This window comes from Herbaspirillum sp. GW103 (assembly GCF_000261365.1).
Lineage (GTDB): Bacteria > Pseudomonadota > Gammaproteobacteria > Burkholderiales > Burkholderiaceae_D > Herbaspirillum.
On the sequence record NZ_AJVC01000003.1, the window covers coordinates 1,016,811 to 1,031,714 of the forward strand.

Consider the following 14,904-nt stretch of genomic DNA (forward strand, 5'->3'; position numbering starts at 1 on the left):
TCTTGGCTTGAACCTGGCCCATGCAGCCGATACCGGCTTCTGCAACGCTGAGCAGACGCTGGACAAGGACCGGCTCGCCGCCACCCTGATCCGTACCTATCCGGTGAGCACGGCCTATTTATCGGTTGGCCAGGATCCGGCCCCGTTGAACTCGCCGCGCGCCCTGGTGGCCTGGTTGTTGCAAAAGCGCGCCATGGAGAAGTCTGGGGGGCAGGGCTGCCAGGGCGACAGCTGCAACGTTGACCATATGGCTGCGGATGTACAGGCGCTGCTCGACGGCAAGGATGCGCGCTTCCAGCCCAGTGGTCGCAGTGATGTGGTGGCTTTTTTCCGGGACAACAGCCGCGTGGCGCTGCGTTGTGAAGGGACGGGTGCGGCACCGACGCTGGCGCATGCAGAGACGGCCTTGCGCATGGGCGTAGCGCCGGTGGCGGTGCCTACCCCGGCGGCTGGTCCTGCAACGCCACCGGCTAACGGGACTGGCGGTCCGGCACAGCCGGCCGGCTGGATGGATCGTGTGCGGATTCGGGGCAATCCTGACCAGCTTTCCATCGACCATCGGGACAAGGCTGGCTTCTCCTCGGTCGACCGCGCGCGGGTGGCGCTGGCCAATGACTATGTAGCGCAATCACGCACCAATGACGTGGTGGTTTTTGCCGGCTATGCGCTGGACAAGCGCCCCCTGGGGACGCCCGGCAGCACCTATGAGGCGGTGCCTTATGTCGGGTTCAAGCAGAACCGGGTGACCAACTATGACAGTGGCAGTGCCGAGATCACCACGACGCGCACCAGCCAGGTAGGGATGCTGTCGGCCTTCCACTTTGCCCATGCTGATACGGCCAATACCGAGGACCTGACGGCGCGTCCCGATTACCTGGTCAACAGTACCGACGGCAGCCGGCTGCTGACGGTCAACTTCACGTTGACACCGGTGCGTCCCGGCGTGCTCAACGATTTCCTGCGCTGGAACAATGGGTTGGCCTTCAAGCCCATCCTGATTGGTCAGAGCCGCAATGGTATCTACATCAACCGGGGCGATGCGGATGTGGTTGACCAGCATCGCGACTTCATTCGCCTGGGGGCGCAGGCGGGGTTCACGCTGTCTTCCACCAATCCGGCCTTGCCGTTTGATTTCACCACGACCTATACCGGGTTGAAGGCCTTGCAGGGCAATCGCAGCATTCATTACTGGAAGTCGGTGCTGACTTACAACTTCAACCAGAACGTGGGCCTGAGCCTGGATTATTCGAATGGCTTGCTGCCCGATAGCGGGGATGCGGAGCGCAAGTGGGGGTTGGGGGTGTCGAGCAAGTTCTGATTAGCGGAGGCAGCAGTGACGGGGGCGGCGCGCTGTCGCGTTGCTTAATCGCATCCTGCACCAAGCCCGTAGAGCATCCATTTTCCTTGGTCGAGTCGGAGACTGCGGCTTTGCACGCAGGCTTCGTTGACGAAGAACATCACCTCAATTTGCTCATCGGTGACGGTTGTGGTGACTTGCCAGGCTTCACCGGCTTTCATCAGGTGATCGAGCAGTTCGTCGTCACCTTGAAGTACTTCTTGTAGGTCCTCTTGGCCGCTTCCACTGTATTCGGCGTTGACGTTGGGCGTGACATGCTGCTTGAGATAGGCCTTGCGGGCGGGAGTTTTGCTTGCGCAGAGCAAGGTCTCGATCAATTCATGCGCCTCGTGCGGTAGTTCGCGGCGCAGCTCGGAACGCTCAGGCGCTGTGCAGGCATTTTGATACGTTGTGCCTTGCACCTCCAGCGGTGGGAATGACTGTTCGACTTTTGTTGCGCTTGCAAGGAGCAGGGCCGTGGCGATGCCTAAAACCGTAGCCATGATCAGTAGAGCAGTTCTTTTCATGAAGGAAAGGCTGATTCAAAACATGGATTGATCATCGTTGCGCAACACCAGGAAACCGAAATCCGAGCTGCCTTGGAATCCGATTTGAGGTGATTGGGAATTTATGCGCTGACAGAGCTGAAGTCGTACTAGTTCGACTGCTTTCCGGGAAATGCGGGACAAGTTTCCAAATCAAGATTCATGTCGTAAATCACGTCGACCACCTTTCCTGTCGTCAGGTCCACGATATCGTGATCCACTATCGCTGTTTTGTGATTCCTGCTGAAGGCCGCTTCGTAGGGGCCCCTCGTTCTCGTGAAATGATTAATCGGCTTTCTCTTTGTTAGATCAATGACGTAAACCTTATTAACGGGCGGGGCACCTATCCGTGCTTTACTTAGATCTTGTCCCCATGCAATGGCACGGGTTCTTGAACAGTTGACGGCCCAGTCGCTCACTCGGATACCGAGCGGAATTGAAACTGTACGTGTTCCTGCTTTGAACGCGAATCCATTTGCTCCGCCGCGGAACGAATTGCGAAGTTCAATGTTCGAGGCGCTGCAAGGGTGATCAGGATCGCTTGCGCGGTATTGCGGAGTGTCATTTTTTCTCCAAATTGATGTTAATGGCGAAGCCATGGCTGCGCTTGCATTGGCCTGATGAGCAGCAAGGGCGATGAGAATTGCGTACGTGGTGTTGCGGAGCTGACCTGCTTCTGAAGTACTAATCAATTACTTTTGTTCCGAATGCTTTCCGGGGAATGATGGACAAGCTTCAGTGGCTATCTTTACGTTATCCGTCATGCTCAGCACTTTTCCCGATTTTTGGTCTACCACATAGTCATCTACTATCACCGTTCCATGATCCGCGCTGAATGCGGCACTAAATGGACCACGTGTGATCGTGTAGTGATTAATGATTTTTCTGCTATCAAGGTTAATGATGTAAACCTTGCTTACTGACGGTACACCTGATTGACTTAGGCCAAGATCGACCCCCCAGACGACGGCCCGAGTTCTTGTGCAGTTGATGGACCAACCATTGACGTGGATGTCGAGATGAAATCTAACCGTCCGCCTTCCCTGTTTGAACGAAAACGAATTCTTCCCGCTGCTGAACGAACTGCGCGAATCGAGATTCGCGGCGTTAGCCGTACCTGAAACAGGAAGTGCTGATAGTAGTATTGAGAAAATCAAAATCTTATTTTTCATCACTTAATACACGGTAGGAAATCAATGTTTCGGTCAATCGTCTCGGAGCTAGTGATCGTTCATGAGGATTAACTAGAACTCATTTCATAAATAGGGTCTGTTAACTTTTTGTCGTGCGTGTTAACTTCTTCGTATGGCGCGAAGAGAAGAACTAACAGACGAACAATGGGCGATTCTGGAGCCGCTGATACCAGAAACACCTAGACGCGATGATGGGCGTTGGCGCCCGGAATTGCACAGCAACCGCGCCGTCATGAACGGAATTCTCTGGGTGCTCCGCACCGGTGCGGCCTGGTGTGATTTGCCAGATCGGTTCCCCTCTGGCACGACATGCTTCCGACGATTCTCGCGCTGGGTCAAGAATGGCGTGCTACGGCACATACTCGAAGCACTGGCGCAACACCTCGAAGAGGTTGGCCAAATCAATCTTTCTGAATGCTTTATTGACGGCACGTTTGTGTTGGCAAAAAAAGGGGCCCAAAGGTCGGAAAGACCAAGCGGGGCAAGGGTACGAAGCTCATGGTTATTGCAGACGCTACTGGTCTTCCACTCGGCGTGCACACGTCTTCTGCTAGCCCACATGAAGTCACCCTTGTCGAGGCTACCCTCGATGAGATTGTCACCGTGGGACGACCCGAACGAATTATTGGGGATCGCGCCTACGATAGTGATCCGCTCGATCAAAGACTTGCTGCCAAAGGCATTGAACTGATCGCACCACACAAGAGCAATCGAAAAAGAGCGGTCACTCAAGATGGCCGGGCGCTGCGCCGATACCGGCGCCGATGGAAGATCGAACGGCTCTTTGCCTGGCTTAATGCCTTCAAGCGTGTACTGACCCGATGGGAGCGTTGCGCCGATCATTACACCGGCTTTGTTCATCTCGCTTTCTCCGTCATCCTCATGCGGCGCTATTTATGAAATGAGTTCTAATCGCGTTACAGCGGAAGAGGCTTCGATGCTTAGGAGCGCAAGTGGATACGAATGTTCGTCACCGATGCCAATATTCATTTCCCCTTTGTGAATTCGTATAAGACCTCTTGGATCTCCTCCTTGGAAAGATAGCCCGAACTTACGATTGTTCGCAGGTCATCTTTTGTAATGGGATGGTTTTTGAGCAGTCTTAGCAGTGCACTTTGAGTAAATGGGGCTGCTTCAATCGGGGCGATCTTCGTGGGATCTTGAAGAGCTTCTAGCGGCAGCGGCATCCGATCAATGTTGACGTAGATTTTGTAGCGCGAGATCCCCTCAGCCAAAGACGTCTCGTAATAGAGTGTTGTGCCGAGAGGGAGTAATCCATTTGAAACATCTTTGGTACGAAGTTGTAAGGGCGTCGTCAGACGGTGAATATGTGTCATTTGGGATTTCCAATAAAAATAACCACATAAGAACAAGGTTGCGGCAGTACATCCTGCAAAGAAAATAAATATCTTGCTTTTCATTTCCTCGATCCGTAGCTATTTATCCGAACAGACTTATGCGTTGAACCATTTAATAAAAAATCTTTAAGATTTGCGGGCAGAAAGAGCCGTGATGGCCCGCCGATAGTTTGAAGCGCCAATCTTTCTCCAAAACTTAGTACCTCATCTAGACGGATGTATTTCTCACCCCCTTTATCGAATTCGGGGAATGCCGTTTTCGCCCCGTCGATACTTAGCGTCGTACAATTTGGTCCCAACGCATAGTAATCAGTCTTCAACTGGTATGTTTTTTTAGCCGCATCACTCATTCCTTTGAGTTCTTTGGCACCTTTTATTTTTCATGCCAGGCGCGCCGGCTGCCGTCAGCCTGAAGCAGCCGCAGGGTCAGCTCGGTGCCGATGAATTGCTTGAGATCGAGATCGGTAGAAACCGAAAGGGCGTCGATGTCGAACTGGAAGTTGTCATTGACGCTCTCCTGGCCGTGGAAGCGCTCCACGACCAAGGATTCAGGCAAGCCAGCTTCCTGGGCGCTGGCCAGCGTGATCAGGCGAGCGTGTTGCGACAGTCCGGGGCCGAAGAGCGTAGAGGGGAAACCAGAAAGGAGCGCGGAAAGCAAGCGCGGTGCAACAGGCGCGCTGTGCTGCCGGCGGGGCGGTGCTGCATCTTGCGTCACGGGAGAGCCTCATCTTGATGGTCCGCCATTCGCTGTGCTGCGAACGAACGTGTGTTGGTTTTCAACACCACGCTGGCATCAAGTTGTCCCCGTGCTATCCCCTGTCATCGACTGCTGCATGGCAGCGGCGCTCAGCAATCAGGCCGCTCATTTTTGTGCCGTGCATTTTGCCAATCCGGGCTGGCTACCTCCATCGAAAAATTTCGTTAATTCATGACTGAAATATGGGTGAAAAAATAAAGCTTCATGACGCAACATCGCGGCATGAAGCTTCAAACAGATTTGCTGCTTACTGGAACGTGCTGGCCATCTTCGCCGGCAGCGGCACATTGAGCCACTTCTGCACGATGGCATTGAGTTCGCCGTTCTTCTTGGCGGAGGTCAGCACCTCGTTGACCTTGCCGAGCAAGGCGGTTTCGCCTTTGTTCAAGCCGACGCTGCAGGCTGATTCATGGATGATGTACTTGAGCACCGGCTTGTTGCCGGGTGCCTTTTCGGCCAGCGCATAGGCGACAAAGTCCCCCGTGCCCACCAGCTGCACCTGGCCTGAGACATAGGCCGAGATCATGGCATTGTTGTCCTCGTAGCGCTTGATGGTGGCGCTCTTGGGCGCCGTGTCAGTCAGTTGCAGGTCCTGGAAGGTACCGCGCGCCACGCCCACGGTCTTGCCGGCCAGGTCGGCAGGGCCGCTCACCGCCACACTGGCCACACCGAACACGCTGTTGTTGTAGGGCGCATAGGGCTGGGAAAAATCGATCACCTTCTCACGCTCGGCATTCTTGCCCAGGGTGGAAATGACCAGGTCGGCCTTGTGGGTCTGCAGGTAGGCGATGCGGTTGGCGCTGGCCACCGGCACCAGTTGCACTTTGACGCCCATTTTCTGGGCGATCAGCTTGGCCACGTCGATGTCCAGCCCCTGCAATTGCAGGTCCGTATTGACTGAACCGAAAGGTGCAAAGTCCTGCGGTACGCCGATGCGGACCACGCCAGCCTTCTGGATGTCGGCCAGCGCATCTGCCTGTGCCGGCGCGTTGGCGAGAACGCCCAGGCCGAGTGCAATCGAAAGGGCCAGCAGGCGGTGTTTGCATGTCATTGTCTTTGTCTCCTCGTATGAATATCAGCGCGTCGATGATACCCCTTATTGCGTGGCGGCTCAGCCCGGCAGCGGCAAGACACAATCCTCGGCCGCCAGATAGATGCGCTGTCCCGGCAAGGCATCGACACGATAGCCGCCCGTGAACGCGCCAAATGCCGGCAGCATCGCCCAGCGCCCGTCCACCACGAAGCAGGGCAGCCGCAAGCTGTCGCCCGCCGAGGACAGGCGATACACCGGATGCACATGGCCCACAATGGCAAAGGCACCGTCCACCGTCTGCGGATGATGGCAGAACGCCAGCGGGCCGACCCGCCAGGGCTCATCGACCAGTTCCATGCCCAGGACTTCGGGCGGATCACCCGCATGATGGTCGTGATTGCCACGCACCAGCGTGAGCGTCAGTCCCGCGTTGCGGCCACGCCATTGCGCCAGTGCCGAGAGCGTTCCAGCAGCACGCCCCGCGCGGGCATGCAGGAAATCCCCCAGGAACACGATGTGACGCACTGCATGCTGCTGTACCAGCGCATCGATGGCCTCCAGGTTGGCCCGCGTGGTGCCGTGCGGCACCGGAATGCCGCCGGCCCGAAAGGCCGCTGCCTTGCCGAAATGCACATCGGCCAGGATCAGCATGGCACGCTGGCGCCACAGCAGCGCGCGTTCGGGCAGCATGGTCAGGATGGCGCCATCGGCGTCGAAGCTGGGGTAGGGCATCATGCGGCAGTCTCGGGCTTGGCCTTGCGCCGGGTGGCGGGCTTGGGTTGTTCACGCGAGGCGGTCTTGTCGGCGGCACCTTCCAGCTCGCGCAGCATGCGCGCCACGCGGTCGGCCAGTTTCTCGGTCGAGAGCTTCTCGCGGAAGCGTTCCACCATCAGCGGCAGGGCAAACGGGGTAGGGCGCTCCAGCTGCACCAGCCTCAGAGTGCGTGCGCGCAGCTCGGCCAGGGTGCTGCGCAGGCGCTCCAGTTCCAGCTCCTGTTCCAGCACCTCGCGCTGGGCCTGGGTGAGCAGCAGATTGCCGGCATCATGCTTGCGGAAGACCTCGAAGAACAGCGCCGACGAAGCCTGCAACTGGCGCGCGCTCTTGTGCTGGCCGGGATAGCCCTGGCTGATCAACCCGGCAATGCGAGCGATCTCGCGGAAACGTCGCTGCGACAGTTCGGTGGCGTTCAGGCTGCAGAGTATGTCGTCCAGCAAGTGCTCCTCGCTGAAGAGCGCTTGTGCCTGGTCCGGGGCCAGGCGCGCCCACTCCACTTGCTCCGCCGCCAGCAGTTCGATACCGTAATCGTTGACGGCCATCGAGAACGTGGCTGCCCGCGTACTGGCCAGGCGCCAGGCCAGCAGAGACGCCAGTCCCAGGTGAACCAGGCGGCCGGCGAAGGGATAGAAGAACAGGTGATGGCCCTCCCGGCTCTTGAGTGCTTCCACCACCAGCCGCTGACCGGTGGGCAGTGCCGACCAGGCATCCTGCAGCGCCAGCAGTGGCCGCACCGCCTGCATTTCCGGGCCGTCGAAATGCTGTTGTTCGGCTTGTTGCAGGCGCTCCAGCACGGCCTGCGCCAAGGTCGAGGACAAGGGCATGCGCCCGCCTTGCCAGCGCGGGACGGCGCCGCTGCCAGCAGTACTGCGGCGCACCCAGGCCGTCATCTCATGGACCCGGACGAACTCCAGTACGCGCCCGCCAAAGAGAAAACGATCACCCGGACGCAGGCGCGCGATGAATCCTTCTTCAATCGTGCCAATGCGTCCGCCTTTCAGGTACTGCACGTGCAGGCTGGCGTCGGCGACAATGGTGCCGATGTTCATCCGGTGCCGCCGCGCAATGGCCGGCACGTCAACGCGGTAGAACCCGTCTTGCCCCAGGGCGACCCGGTGGTATTCCGGATAGGCGCTCAGGCTCCGGCCGCCGCGCGCCACGAAGTCCAGCGCCCATTGCCACTGGTCCTCGTGCAAGTCGCGATAAGACCAGGCCTGGCGCACTTCCTGCAACAGCTCATCGGCGCGGAAACCGCCTCCCAGGGCGATGGTCACCAGATGCTGGACCAGTACGTCCAGCGGTGTCCCGGGTACCGCACGTTCTTCGACGCGGCCGGCTGCTACCGCATCCTGGGCGGCGATGGCTTCCACCAGCTCCAGGCTGTTGGTCGGCACCAGCGTGGCGCGCGAGCTGCGCCCCGGTGAGTGGCCGGAGCGCCCGGCGCGCTGCAGCAGCCGGGCCACGCCACGTGGGCTGCCGATCTGCAACACCCGCTCCACCGGGGTGAAATCCACCCCCAGGTCCAGGCTGGAGGTACAGACCACGGCCTTGAGTCGGCCATCACGCAGGCCGTGTTCGACCCAGTCCCGCACTTCACGGTCCAGGGAGCCATGATGCAGGGCGATGATGCCCGCCCAGTCGGGCCGGGCGTCCAACAGATTCTGGTACCAGAGTTCAGCTTGGGAACGTGTGTTGGTGAAGACCAGCGTACTGCCGCTGGCCTCAATCTCCTGCACCACGGCCGGCAGCATCTGCATGCCGAGGTGGCCAGCCCAGGCAAAGCGGGTCGGCTGCGGTGGCAACAGGGTATCGATGACGATGCGCTTGCGTTGCTCGCCCCGTACCAGCACGCCCTGTCCGGCAGCCGCAGGACCGAGCAGGACTTGCAGCGATTGCTCAAGATTGCCCAGCGTGGCCGACAGCCCCCACACCACCATCCCTGGCCGCCAGCGTCGCAGGCGCGCCAGGGCAAGCTGCACCTGTACGCCACGCTTGTTGCCCATCAGTTCATGCCACTCATCCACGATCACGGCATCGAGCTTCGCAAAGCGTTGTTGGGCATCGGCTTGCGACAGCAGCAGCGACAGGCTTTCCGGGGTCGTCACCAGGGCCTGGGGCAGGGATTTCATCTGGCGCGCACGCTCGCCAGCGGCGGTGTCTCCCGTGCGCATGCCAGCCTGCCAGTGCGGCAGCAGGTCGGCCAGCGGCGCTTGCAGGGCGCGCAAAGTGTCGGTGGCCAGGGCGCGCATGGGGGTGATCCACAAGACCCGCAGGCCGCTCACATGGGTGGGCAGGTCCGGCTGCCCCAGCCTGGGTTCGGCGTGCAGCAGTGCGGCGAACCAGACCGCATAGGTCTTGCCCGAGCCCGTGCCGGAATGCAGCAGGCCGCTCTTGCCCAAGGTGGCGGCCTGCCAGACGGCGCGCTGGAAATCGAAAACCTCCCAGCCGCGCTGGCTGAACCATTGTTCAGCCTGAGACAGGGCGATCTTCCCGCTGGAACGGGAATTAGTCGTCTTGCGTGGCACGATGCAGTTCTTTCTGTTTTTCCTCGGAGGGCAGGCTGGCGGTTGGCCCCAGCAGCTCCCGCAGACTGGTCAGGGTATCGGCCTGTTCGACCGTCTTGTCCGGGCGCTGGCGCAGGATGCGCGGGAAGCGCACGGCGATGCCCGCCTTGTGGCGGGACGACAGGGCGATGCCCTCAAAGCCGATCTCGAACACCATGCTCGGCCTGACACTGCGCACCGGACCGAATTTCTCGATGGTGGTCTTGCGGATGACCTGGTCGACCACCGCAATCTCGGCATCGGTGAGGCCGGAATAGGCCTTGGCGAAGGGCACCAGCCGACGCTCGCCGTGTTCGTCCGGAGCGTCCCACACCGCAAACGTGTAGTCGGTGTACAGCGAGGCACGCCGCCCATGACCTGCCTGGGCGTAGATCAGCACGGCATCGATGGAATAGGGATCGACCTTCCACTTCCACCAGGTTCCGACATCGCGGGTGCGCCCAATGCCGTAGTGTGCCTCCCGCTGCTTCAACATCATGCCTTCCACGCCACGCTCGCGCGCGCTGCTGCGCAGCTGCGCCAGGCTGCTCCAGTCAGAGGCGACGATGCGGGGCGCCAGCATCAGGGCGGGCGCGGCATGGGCCTGCACCAGGGTTTCCAGTCGGTGGCGGCGTTCATGCTGGGGCAGGCCGCGCAGATCCTGGCCGTCCTGTTCCAGCAGATCGTAGGCGATCAGACCGGCGGGCAGGTCAGCCAGCAGGCGGGCGGTGAGGTTCTTGCGACCGATGCGTTTTTGCAGGTCGGCGAAAGGCGCCACGCGATCAGCTTGCGGTCCGCAATCGGCCAGGCGGATGACGATCTCGCCATCGATGACGGTGCCATCGGGCAGGGCCAGCCTGGCCAGTTCGGGAAAACGGTCGGTGATCAGTTCTTCTCCGCGCGACCACAGCCAGTTGCTCCCCTGTCGGCGCACCAGCTGGGCGCGGATGCCATCGTATTTCCATTCGACTTGCCAGTCCGAGAGCGCTCCCAGAGTGTCTGGCACCTCCATCAGCGGATGGGCCAGGAAGAAAGGATAGGGCTGCCCACCCTGCAACTGCGTATCCTGACCCGCGGCCGGCGCAATCAGTGCGGCAAAGCGCAGGGCATCGGGCCGGGTGCGGCCATCGGTCCAGCCAACCATGCGTTGTGCGACCAGCTTGGGATCGAGCCGGGCAACGCCAGCCAGCGCCCGTGTGACCAGCAGGCGCGACACGCCCACGCGAAAACCGCCGCCGATCAGTTTGGACAGCAGGAAGCGTCCCTGCCAGTCCAGTTCATCCCAGGCGGCGAACAGGGCGCTGCGGATGACGGCCGGATCGGCGCCACGCAAGGGCGCGATGCGCTCCTCCATCCAGCGCGCCAGCCCGAGGTCGCTGGCGCCGGAGGGCGGCGGCAGGACGTGGGCGATGGTCTCGGCCAGGTCGCCCACGCTGTGATAGCACTCTTCGAACAGCCATTCATCGATCTGCGCGTATTGCATCGCGCATTGCTTGAGCAAGCTGGTAGGAACCGTCTGGCGCGGCTTGCCCCCGGCCAGGAAGTACACTGCCCAGGCCGCATCGGCGGCTTGAGCACGATCAAAGTAGTCCTGCAGGGCGGCCAGCTTGCGGGTGGTGGAGGTGGTGGCATCCAGTTCGGCATAGAGCCGCGAAAATTCACGCATGGCCGCTTTCCTGCGCTGCTACGGGCGCAGCCGGGGTAGTGCTGTCTTGCGTTTCTTCATCTCCGTATTCGGTGGCAAAGGCGCCGGCATCGAGCCCTTGCTGCCGCAGCCAGCGCACCATGGTGGCGACCTGACCATGGGTCACGATGACCCGCTCGGCGCCGGTGGCGCGGATCGCCTCGTGCAGGGCCGGCCAGTCCGCATGGTCGGAGAGGACGAAGCCACGGTCGACCCCGCGCCGCCGACGTGTCCCTCGCAGGCGCATCCAGCCGCTGGCGAAGGCATCGCTGTAGTCGCCAAACCGGCGTATCCAGGGCGAACCCGCCGCCGAAGGCGGCGCGATCACCAGGCTGCCGGCGTAGACGGTGGCCTTGCTGCGTTTGTCGGCCTCCGCTTGGCCTGCGGTGAGCGTCTCCGGCAGGGCGATGCCGGCTTCGCGATAGAGCAGGTTGAGCGGCTCCACTGCGCCATGGCAGATGATGGGACCGATGCTGGCGTCGATGCCATGCAGAATGCGCTGCGCCTTGCCAAAGGAATAGCAGAACAGCACGCTGGCGCGCCCTTGCGCGGCGTTGCTGCGCCACCAACGGTTGATCTCGTCGAAGATCTCCTGCTGCGCTTGCCAGCGGTAGATCGGCATGCCGAAGGTGGATTCGGTGATGAAGGCGTGGCATCGCACCGGCTCGAAGGGCGCGCAGGTACCGTCAGGTTCCAGCTTGTAGTCACCCGAGGCCACCCAGATACGGCCTTCGTGCTCCATGCGCAGTTGTGCCGAGCCCAGCACGTGTCCAGCGGGGTGCAGCGACAGCCGTACGCCATTGTGGTTGATGCGCTCGCCATAAGGCAACGTTTGCAGGGGGATATCCGCACCCAGGCGCGCCCGCAGGATGCCCGCGCCCGGTGCCGCCGCCAGATAGTGCCCATGGCCCACACGGGCATGGTCGGCGTGGGCGTGCGTAATGACCGCGCGCGCCACCGGGCGCCAGGGATCGATGTAGAAATCGCCGGGGACGCAATACAGCCCTTCCTTGCGCACCACTACCATGTCTTCCATGCGGGAGTTGTCCTTGCTCTGCCTTGAAAAAATCGTGCGGCTCCGTTTTGCCGTGTCCGGCCCGCTTTGTCCATGCCTGCAGCGGTCTTGTCGCGGCTTTGTCGCAAGTTATATGAAGCTTTTTGCAGAGTTGCCGAGTTGCCGATGCCGGTTCCACTTGTCAGCTTAACGGCAAGCACCGCACGCCACTGTCAGTGCCCGCCCTGCATTCCTGTCAGTGAGCAGGCCGACGTGTCCTGATGAAACTTGATTTCCGTTTGCATTGCCGCAACGCACAATGCACATTATTTGGGTATGCTTGTGGTGAACTCAAATTGGCATTGCGCCAAGCATCGAACTCAAAAGAATCACACGAATCCTCATGTCTCATTACGTCGATCCCCTGGTTTTCCGTGAACTGCAAGACTCTGAAGTCTTGCCTGCGCCTTCGGGTGTGCGTCTGAAGATCATGCAGATGTGCCAGCAGGAAGACATTGCGCTGCCGGAGCTGGTGGCGCAGGTGCAGGGTGATCCGGTGCTGGCCGGTCGCCTGATCCAGATTGCCAACATCCCCAACATCAACAAGGGGCGCATGGTGGCCGCCGTCAATATCGAGCTGTTGCTGATGGTCGGTCTGCATGCGGTGCGTCAGATGGCGCTGGCGATCTCGCTGACCGAATCGGCGCGGCGCGGGGATTGCGAGCAGTTCGACTATGACCTGTTCTGGAGCCGTTGCACGGCCATGGCCTGCGCCGGTCAGGCCCTGGGCGACCTGCTGCAGGTGGCGCCGCCGGCAGAAATGTTCACCATCGGTCTGCTGGCCGATATCGGCCGGCTGGGGCTGGCCTCGGCGCGTCCCAAACGTTACGGCGAGCTGCTGCGCACCGGCGTGCAGGGCGCCTCGTTGCGACAGGAAGAAAAGGCACTGTTCGGATTCAACCATCTTGAACTGGCCGCAGCGATGATGCAGGACTGGCTGTTCCCCAAGCTCTTCTGCGAAAGCGTCCTGTATCACGGCCAGGCCGACAACACCGGCATGGATGAGCAAGACCGTCAGCAGCGCCTGATCCGCCTGCTGGAACTGGCTGCCTGCGTGGCCGACGTCTGCGTGGCCAGCGATGCCCAGCGGCCGGCCCTGCTGCCGCGTCTGCTGGAACTGGGTGAACGTTTCGAGTTGCCGCTCTCCAGTCTGCAATACCTGTGCGGCCGCGTGTCCTGGGACTGGAGTGAATGGGGAGCATTGCTCAAGGTGCCGACCCGCGTGCTGCGCGAGATTGGCCCGGAGCTGCTCGCTGCGGCGCAACGGCCCGAGTGAATGGATTGCAGTCAGCGTCAGATTTAGTCATGAAAAATCGAAGTTTTTCGTTGCTGATTTGTCAGGTGCCGATGGTACTATCCCCCTCGCTCTGGAAGTGAAGCGCCTCTGTTGATCGTCAGGAACGTTGCAGGAACCGCCCGTGGCCCGCATCTCCCCGTCATCATCAGACTCTGTCCTGACTTCGCTTCCGGCGGCTCGCAAGGCTCGATGAACCCAGCCAGATTGATGTTCCTTCCGTAAAAGCCACGGCATTTACCGCAGCCACCAACGAGGACATATTCATCAATAGGGCCTTGCCTGCGCCTTTCCTGTCCGGAATGCCTGGCAATTTCCTTTGCTAATGTGTCCCCGGCATGGCAGCGGCGCGATTTCCCTTCGGTTCGCTCCGACCACAATGTTGTCTCCGTCGCCTGCGACGTGCTCCGTCACGTCTGCGGCAGGCACGGGTGTGTCATCGTGGCCACGCGAATGCCGTACCGATCAAAATAAAGTACAAGAAAGTGGGGTCTTTCATGAAAAACAAAACCATCCGAGTGTCCTGCCTGACCGCACTGCTGCTGGCCGCCAGTCATCCGGCCTTTGCCGCTCATCCGCTGGTCACCGATGATGCCGGCGTACAAGGCAGTGGCGGCATGCAGCTGGAAATGAATACCGACTGGAGCAGGCAGGACGGCAACGCCGCTCATGTGGGCGGATTGACCTTCACCTACGGCGTGACGGACAAGCTGGACATGTTCTTCAACCTGCCGCAGACCTTCCAGGCTCCAAGCGGCACCGGGGTGGGGGATGTGTCAGTGGGCGCCAAATGGCGTTTCCATGAAGCCGATGGCCTGGCGCTGGCGCTCAAGCCAGAATTGTTCATGCCCAGCGGCGACGAAGAGAAGGGCCTGGGCACCGGCAGAAACAGCATGGCCCTCACCGGCATCGCCTCCTACGAGACGGGCCCGTGGGCGCTGCATGGCAACCTGGGCCTGCGCTACAACCGCTTCAAGCTGGAAAGTGACCGGGAGGGGCAACGCAAGACCCTGTGGCGCGCTTCGGTAGCCGTCGCATATGGCCTCAATGAGCAGTGGCGCCTGGTGGCCGATACCGGCCTGGCACAGAACCCCGACGCTTCCAGCCGCAAGTTGCCTTCCTATGCCCTGGTGGGTGCGATCTGGTCACCCAACAAGACGGTGGACCTGGATGCCGGTGCCAAATTCGGTCTGAACAAGGCTGAGGTGACGCGGCAGTTTGGTGTCGGCGTGACCTTGCACTTCTGATCGGGGAGCCTCGGGGCAGCGCACGGAACTTCATCTCTGTGCGCTGCAACATGCAATGCGCTGGAAAGCCGCGCCAAATCTGCTAT

The 14,904-nt window shown here is 60.5% G+C and carries 12 protein-coding genes and 2 pseudogenes; 4 read left to right on the forward strand and 10 right to left on the reverse strand.

All coding sequences use genetic code 11. The annotated features are described in order from the left end of the window. Window positions 1-7 precede the first annotated feature (7 nt). The gene (locus tag GWL_RS08130; protein ID WP_008328618.1) at window positions 8-1,318 is read left to right on the forward strand and encodes a hypothetical protein; all 1,311 of its coding nucleotides are present in this window, start codon (window positions 8-10) and stop codon (window positions 1,316-1,318) included. 44 nt (window positions 1,319-1,362) lie between these two features. On the opposite strand, the gene GWL_RS08135 is transcribed toward GWL_RS08130, so the two are convergent. The 3 genes from GWL_RS08135 to GWL_RS23325 all read right to left on the reverse strand — a co-directional run bounded on the left by GWL_RS08135 (window position 1,363) and on the right by GWL_RS23325 (window position 3,053). Beyond that, complete coding sequence (locus GWL_RS08135; RefSeq protein WP_157174206.1) at window positions 1,363-1,863, reverse strand: hypothetical protein; 501 nt, start codon at window positions 1,861-1,863, stop codon at window positions 1,363-1,365. 128 nt (window positions 1,864-1,991) lie between these two features. After that, the gene (locus GWL_RS23320; protein ID WP_157174207.1) at window positions 1,992-2,573 is read right to left on the reverse strand and encodes a hypothetical protein; all 582 of its coding nucleotides are present in this window, start codon (window positions 2,571-2,573) and stop codon (window positions 1,992-1,994) included. Further along, on the reverse strand, window positions 2,574-3,053 hold the full coding sequence (locus tag GWL_RS23325; RefSeq protein WP_157174208.1) for a hypothetical protein: 480 nt from the start codon (window positions 3,051-3,053) through the stop codon (window positions 2,574-2,576). Window positions 3,054-3,186: 133 nt separating this feature from the next. Between GWL_RS23325 and GWL_RS22940 the strand changes: the two are divergent. Next, window positions 3,187-3,974: pseudogene (locus GWL_RS22940) on the forward strand (IS5 family transposase). 86 nt (window positions 3,975-4,060) lie between these two features. On the opposite strand, the gene GWL_RS08140 reads toward GWL_RS22940, so the two are convergent. From GWL_RS08140 to GWL_RS08170, 7 genes and pseudogenes are all read right to left on the reverse strand, one after another. Continuing rightward, complete coding sequence (locus tag GWL_RS08140) at window positions 4,061-4,495, reverse strand: hypothetical protein (RefSeq protein ID WP_034350291.1); 435 nt, start codon at window positions 4,493-4,495, stop codon at window positions 4,061-4,063. A gap of 319 nt (window positions 4,496-4,814) precedes the next feature. After that, window positions 4,815-5,090: pseudogene (locus GWL_RS22945) on the reverse strand (contractile injection system protein, VgrG/Pvc8 family); the annotation flags it as partial. Between the two features lie 346 nt (window positions 5,091-5,436). Further along, the gene (locus GWL_RS08150) at window positions 5,437-6,240 is read right to left on the reverse strand and encodes a transporter substrate-binding domain-containing protein (RefSeq protein WP_008328621.1); all 804 of its coding nucleotides are present in this window, start codon (window positions 6,238-6,240) and stop codon (window positions 5,437-5,439) included. 60 nt (window positions 6,241-6,300) lie between these two features. Further along, entirely contained in the window at window positions 6,301-6,957 is a 657-nt protein-coding gene (gene pdeM, locus GWL_RS08155; RefSeq protein ID WP_008328622.1) for a ligase-associated DNA damage response endonuclease PdeM, read from the reverse strand. Further along, window positions 6,954-9,521, reverse strand: a complete 2,568-nt coding sequence (locus GWL_RS08160; RefSeq protein WP_008328623.1) for a ligase-associated DNA damage response DEXH box helicase — start codon at window positions 9,519-9,521, stop codon at window positions 6,954-6,956. Before GWL_RS08160 ends, pdeM begins: the two co-directional genes overlap by 4 nt. Continuing rightward, entirely contained in the window at window positions 9,502-11,205 is a 1,704-nt protein-coding gene (locus GWL_RS08165) for an ATP-dependent DNA ligase (RefSeq protein WP_008328624.1), read from the reverse strand. The genes GWL_RS08160 and GWL_RS08165 overlap by 20 nt, the downstream gene beginning before the upstream one ends. Then, window positions 11,198-12,259: a ligase-associated DNA damage response exonuclease gene (locus GWL_RS08170; RefSeq protein ID WP_008328625.1), complete on the reverse strand. Its 1,062-nt coding sequence runs from the start codon at window positions 12,257-12,259 to the stop codon at window positions 11,198-11,200. The genes GWL_RS08165 and GWL_RS08170 overlap by 8 nt, the downstream gene beginning before the upstream one ends. Window positions 12,260-12,620: 361 nt before the next feature. Between GWL_RS08170 and GWL_RS08175 the strand changes: the two genes are divergently transcribed. Both GWL_RS08175 and GWL_RS08180 read left to right on the forward strand, forming a co-directional pair. Beyond that, the gene (locus tag GWL_RS08175; protein ID WP_008328626.1) at window positions 12,621-13,553 is read left to right on the forward strand and encodes an HDOD domain-containing protein; all 933 of its coding nucleotides are present in this window, start codon (window positions 12,621-12,623) and stop codon (window positions 13,551-13,553) included. Between the two features lie 515 nt (window positions 13,554-14,068). Further along, window positions 14,069-14,818 carry a transporter gene (locus GWL_RS08180; protein ID WP_008328627.1) on the forward strand — a complete coding sequence of 250 codons (750 nt, stop codon included), beginning with the start codon at window positions 14,069-14,071 and terminating at the stop codon, window positions 14,816-14,818. Window positions 14,819-14,904: the final 86 nt, after the last annotated feature.

Excerpts from the sequence above, each read along its gene's own strand:
- GWL_RS08135 (WP_157174206.1), bottom strand. The coding sequence starts at position 1,863 with ATGAAAAGAACTGCTCTACTGATCATGGCTACGGTTTTAGGCATCGCC.
- GWL_RS23325 (WP_157174208.1), bottom strand. The coding sequence starts at position 3,053 with ATGAAAAATAAGATTTTGATTTTCTCAATACTACTATCAGCACTTCCT.
- GWL_RS08140 (WP_034350291.1), bottom strand. The coding sequence starts at position 4,495 with ATGAAAAGCAAGATATTTATTTTCTTTGCAGGATGTACTGCCGCAACC.
- GWL_RS08150 (WP_008328621.1), bottom strand. The coding sequence starts at position 6,240 with ATGACATGCAAACACCGCCTGCTGGCCCTTTCGATTGCACTCGGCCTG.
- pdeM (WP_008328622.1), bottom strand. The coding sequence starts at position 6,957 with ATGATGCCCTACCCCAGCTTCGACGCCGATGGCGCCATCCTGACCATG.
- GWL_RS08165 (WP_008328624.1), bottom strand. The coding sequence starts at position 11,205 with ATGCGTGAATTTTCGCGGCTCTATGCCGAACTGGATGCCACCACCTCC.
- GWL_RS08170 (WP_008328625.1), bottom strand. The coding sequence starts at position 12,259 with ATGGAAGACATGGTAGTGGTGCGCAAGGAAGGGCTGTATTGCGTCCCC.
- GWL_RS08175 (WP_008328626.1), top strand. The coding sequence starts at position 12,621 with ATGTCTCATTACGTCGATCCCCTGGTTTTCCGTGAACTGCAAGACTCT.
- GWL_RS08180 (WP_008328627.1), top strand. The coding sequence starts at position 14,069 with ATGAAAAACAAAACCATCCGAGTGTCCTGCCTGACCGCACTGCTGCTG.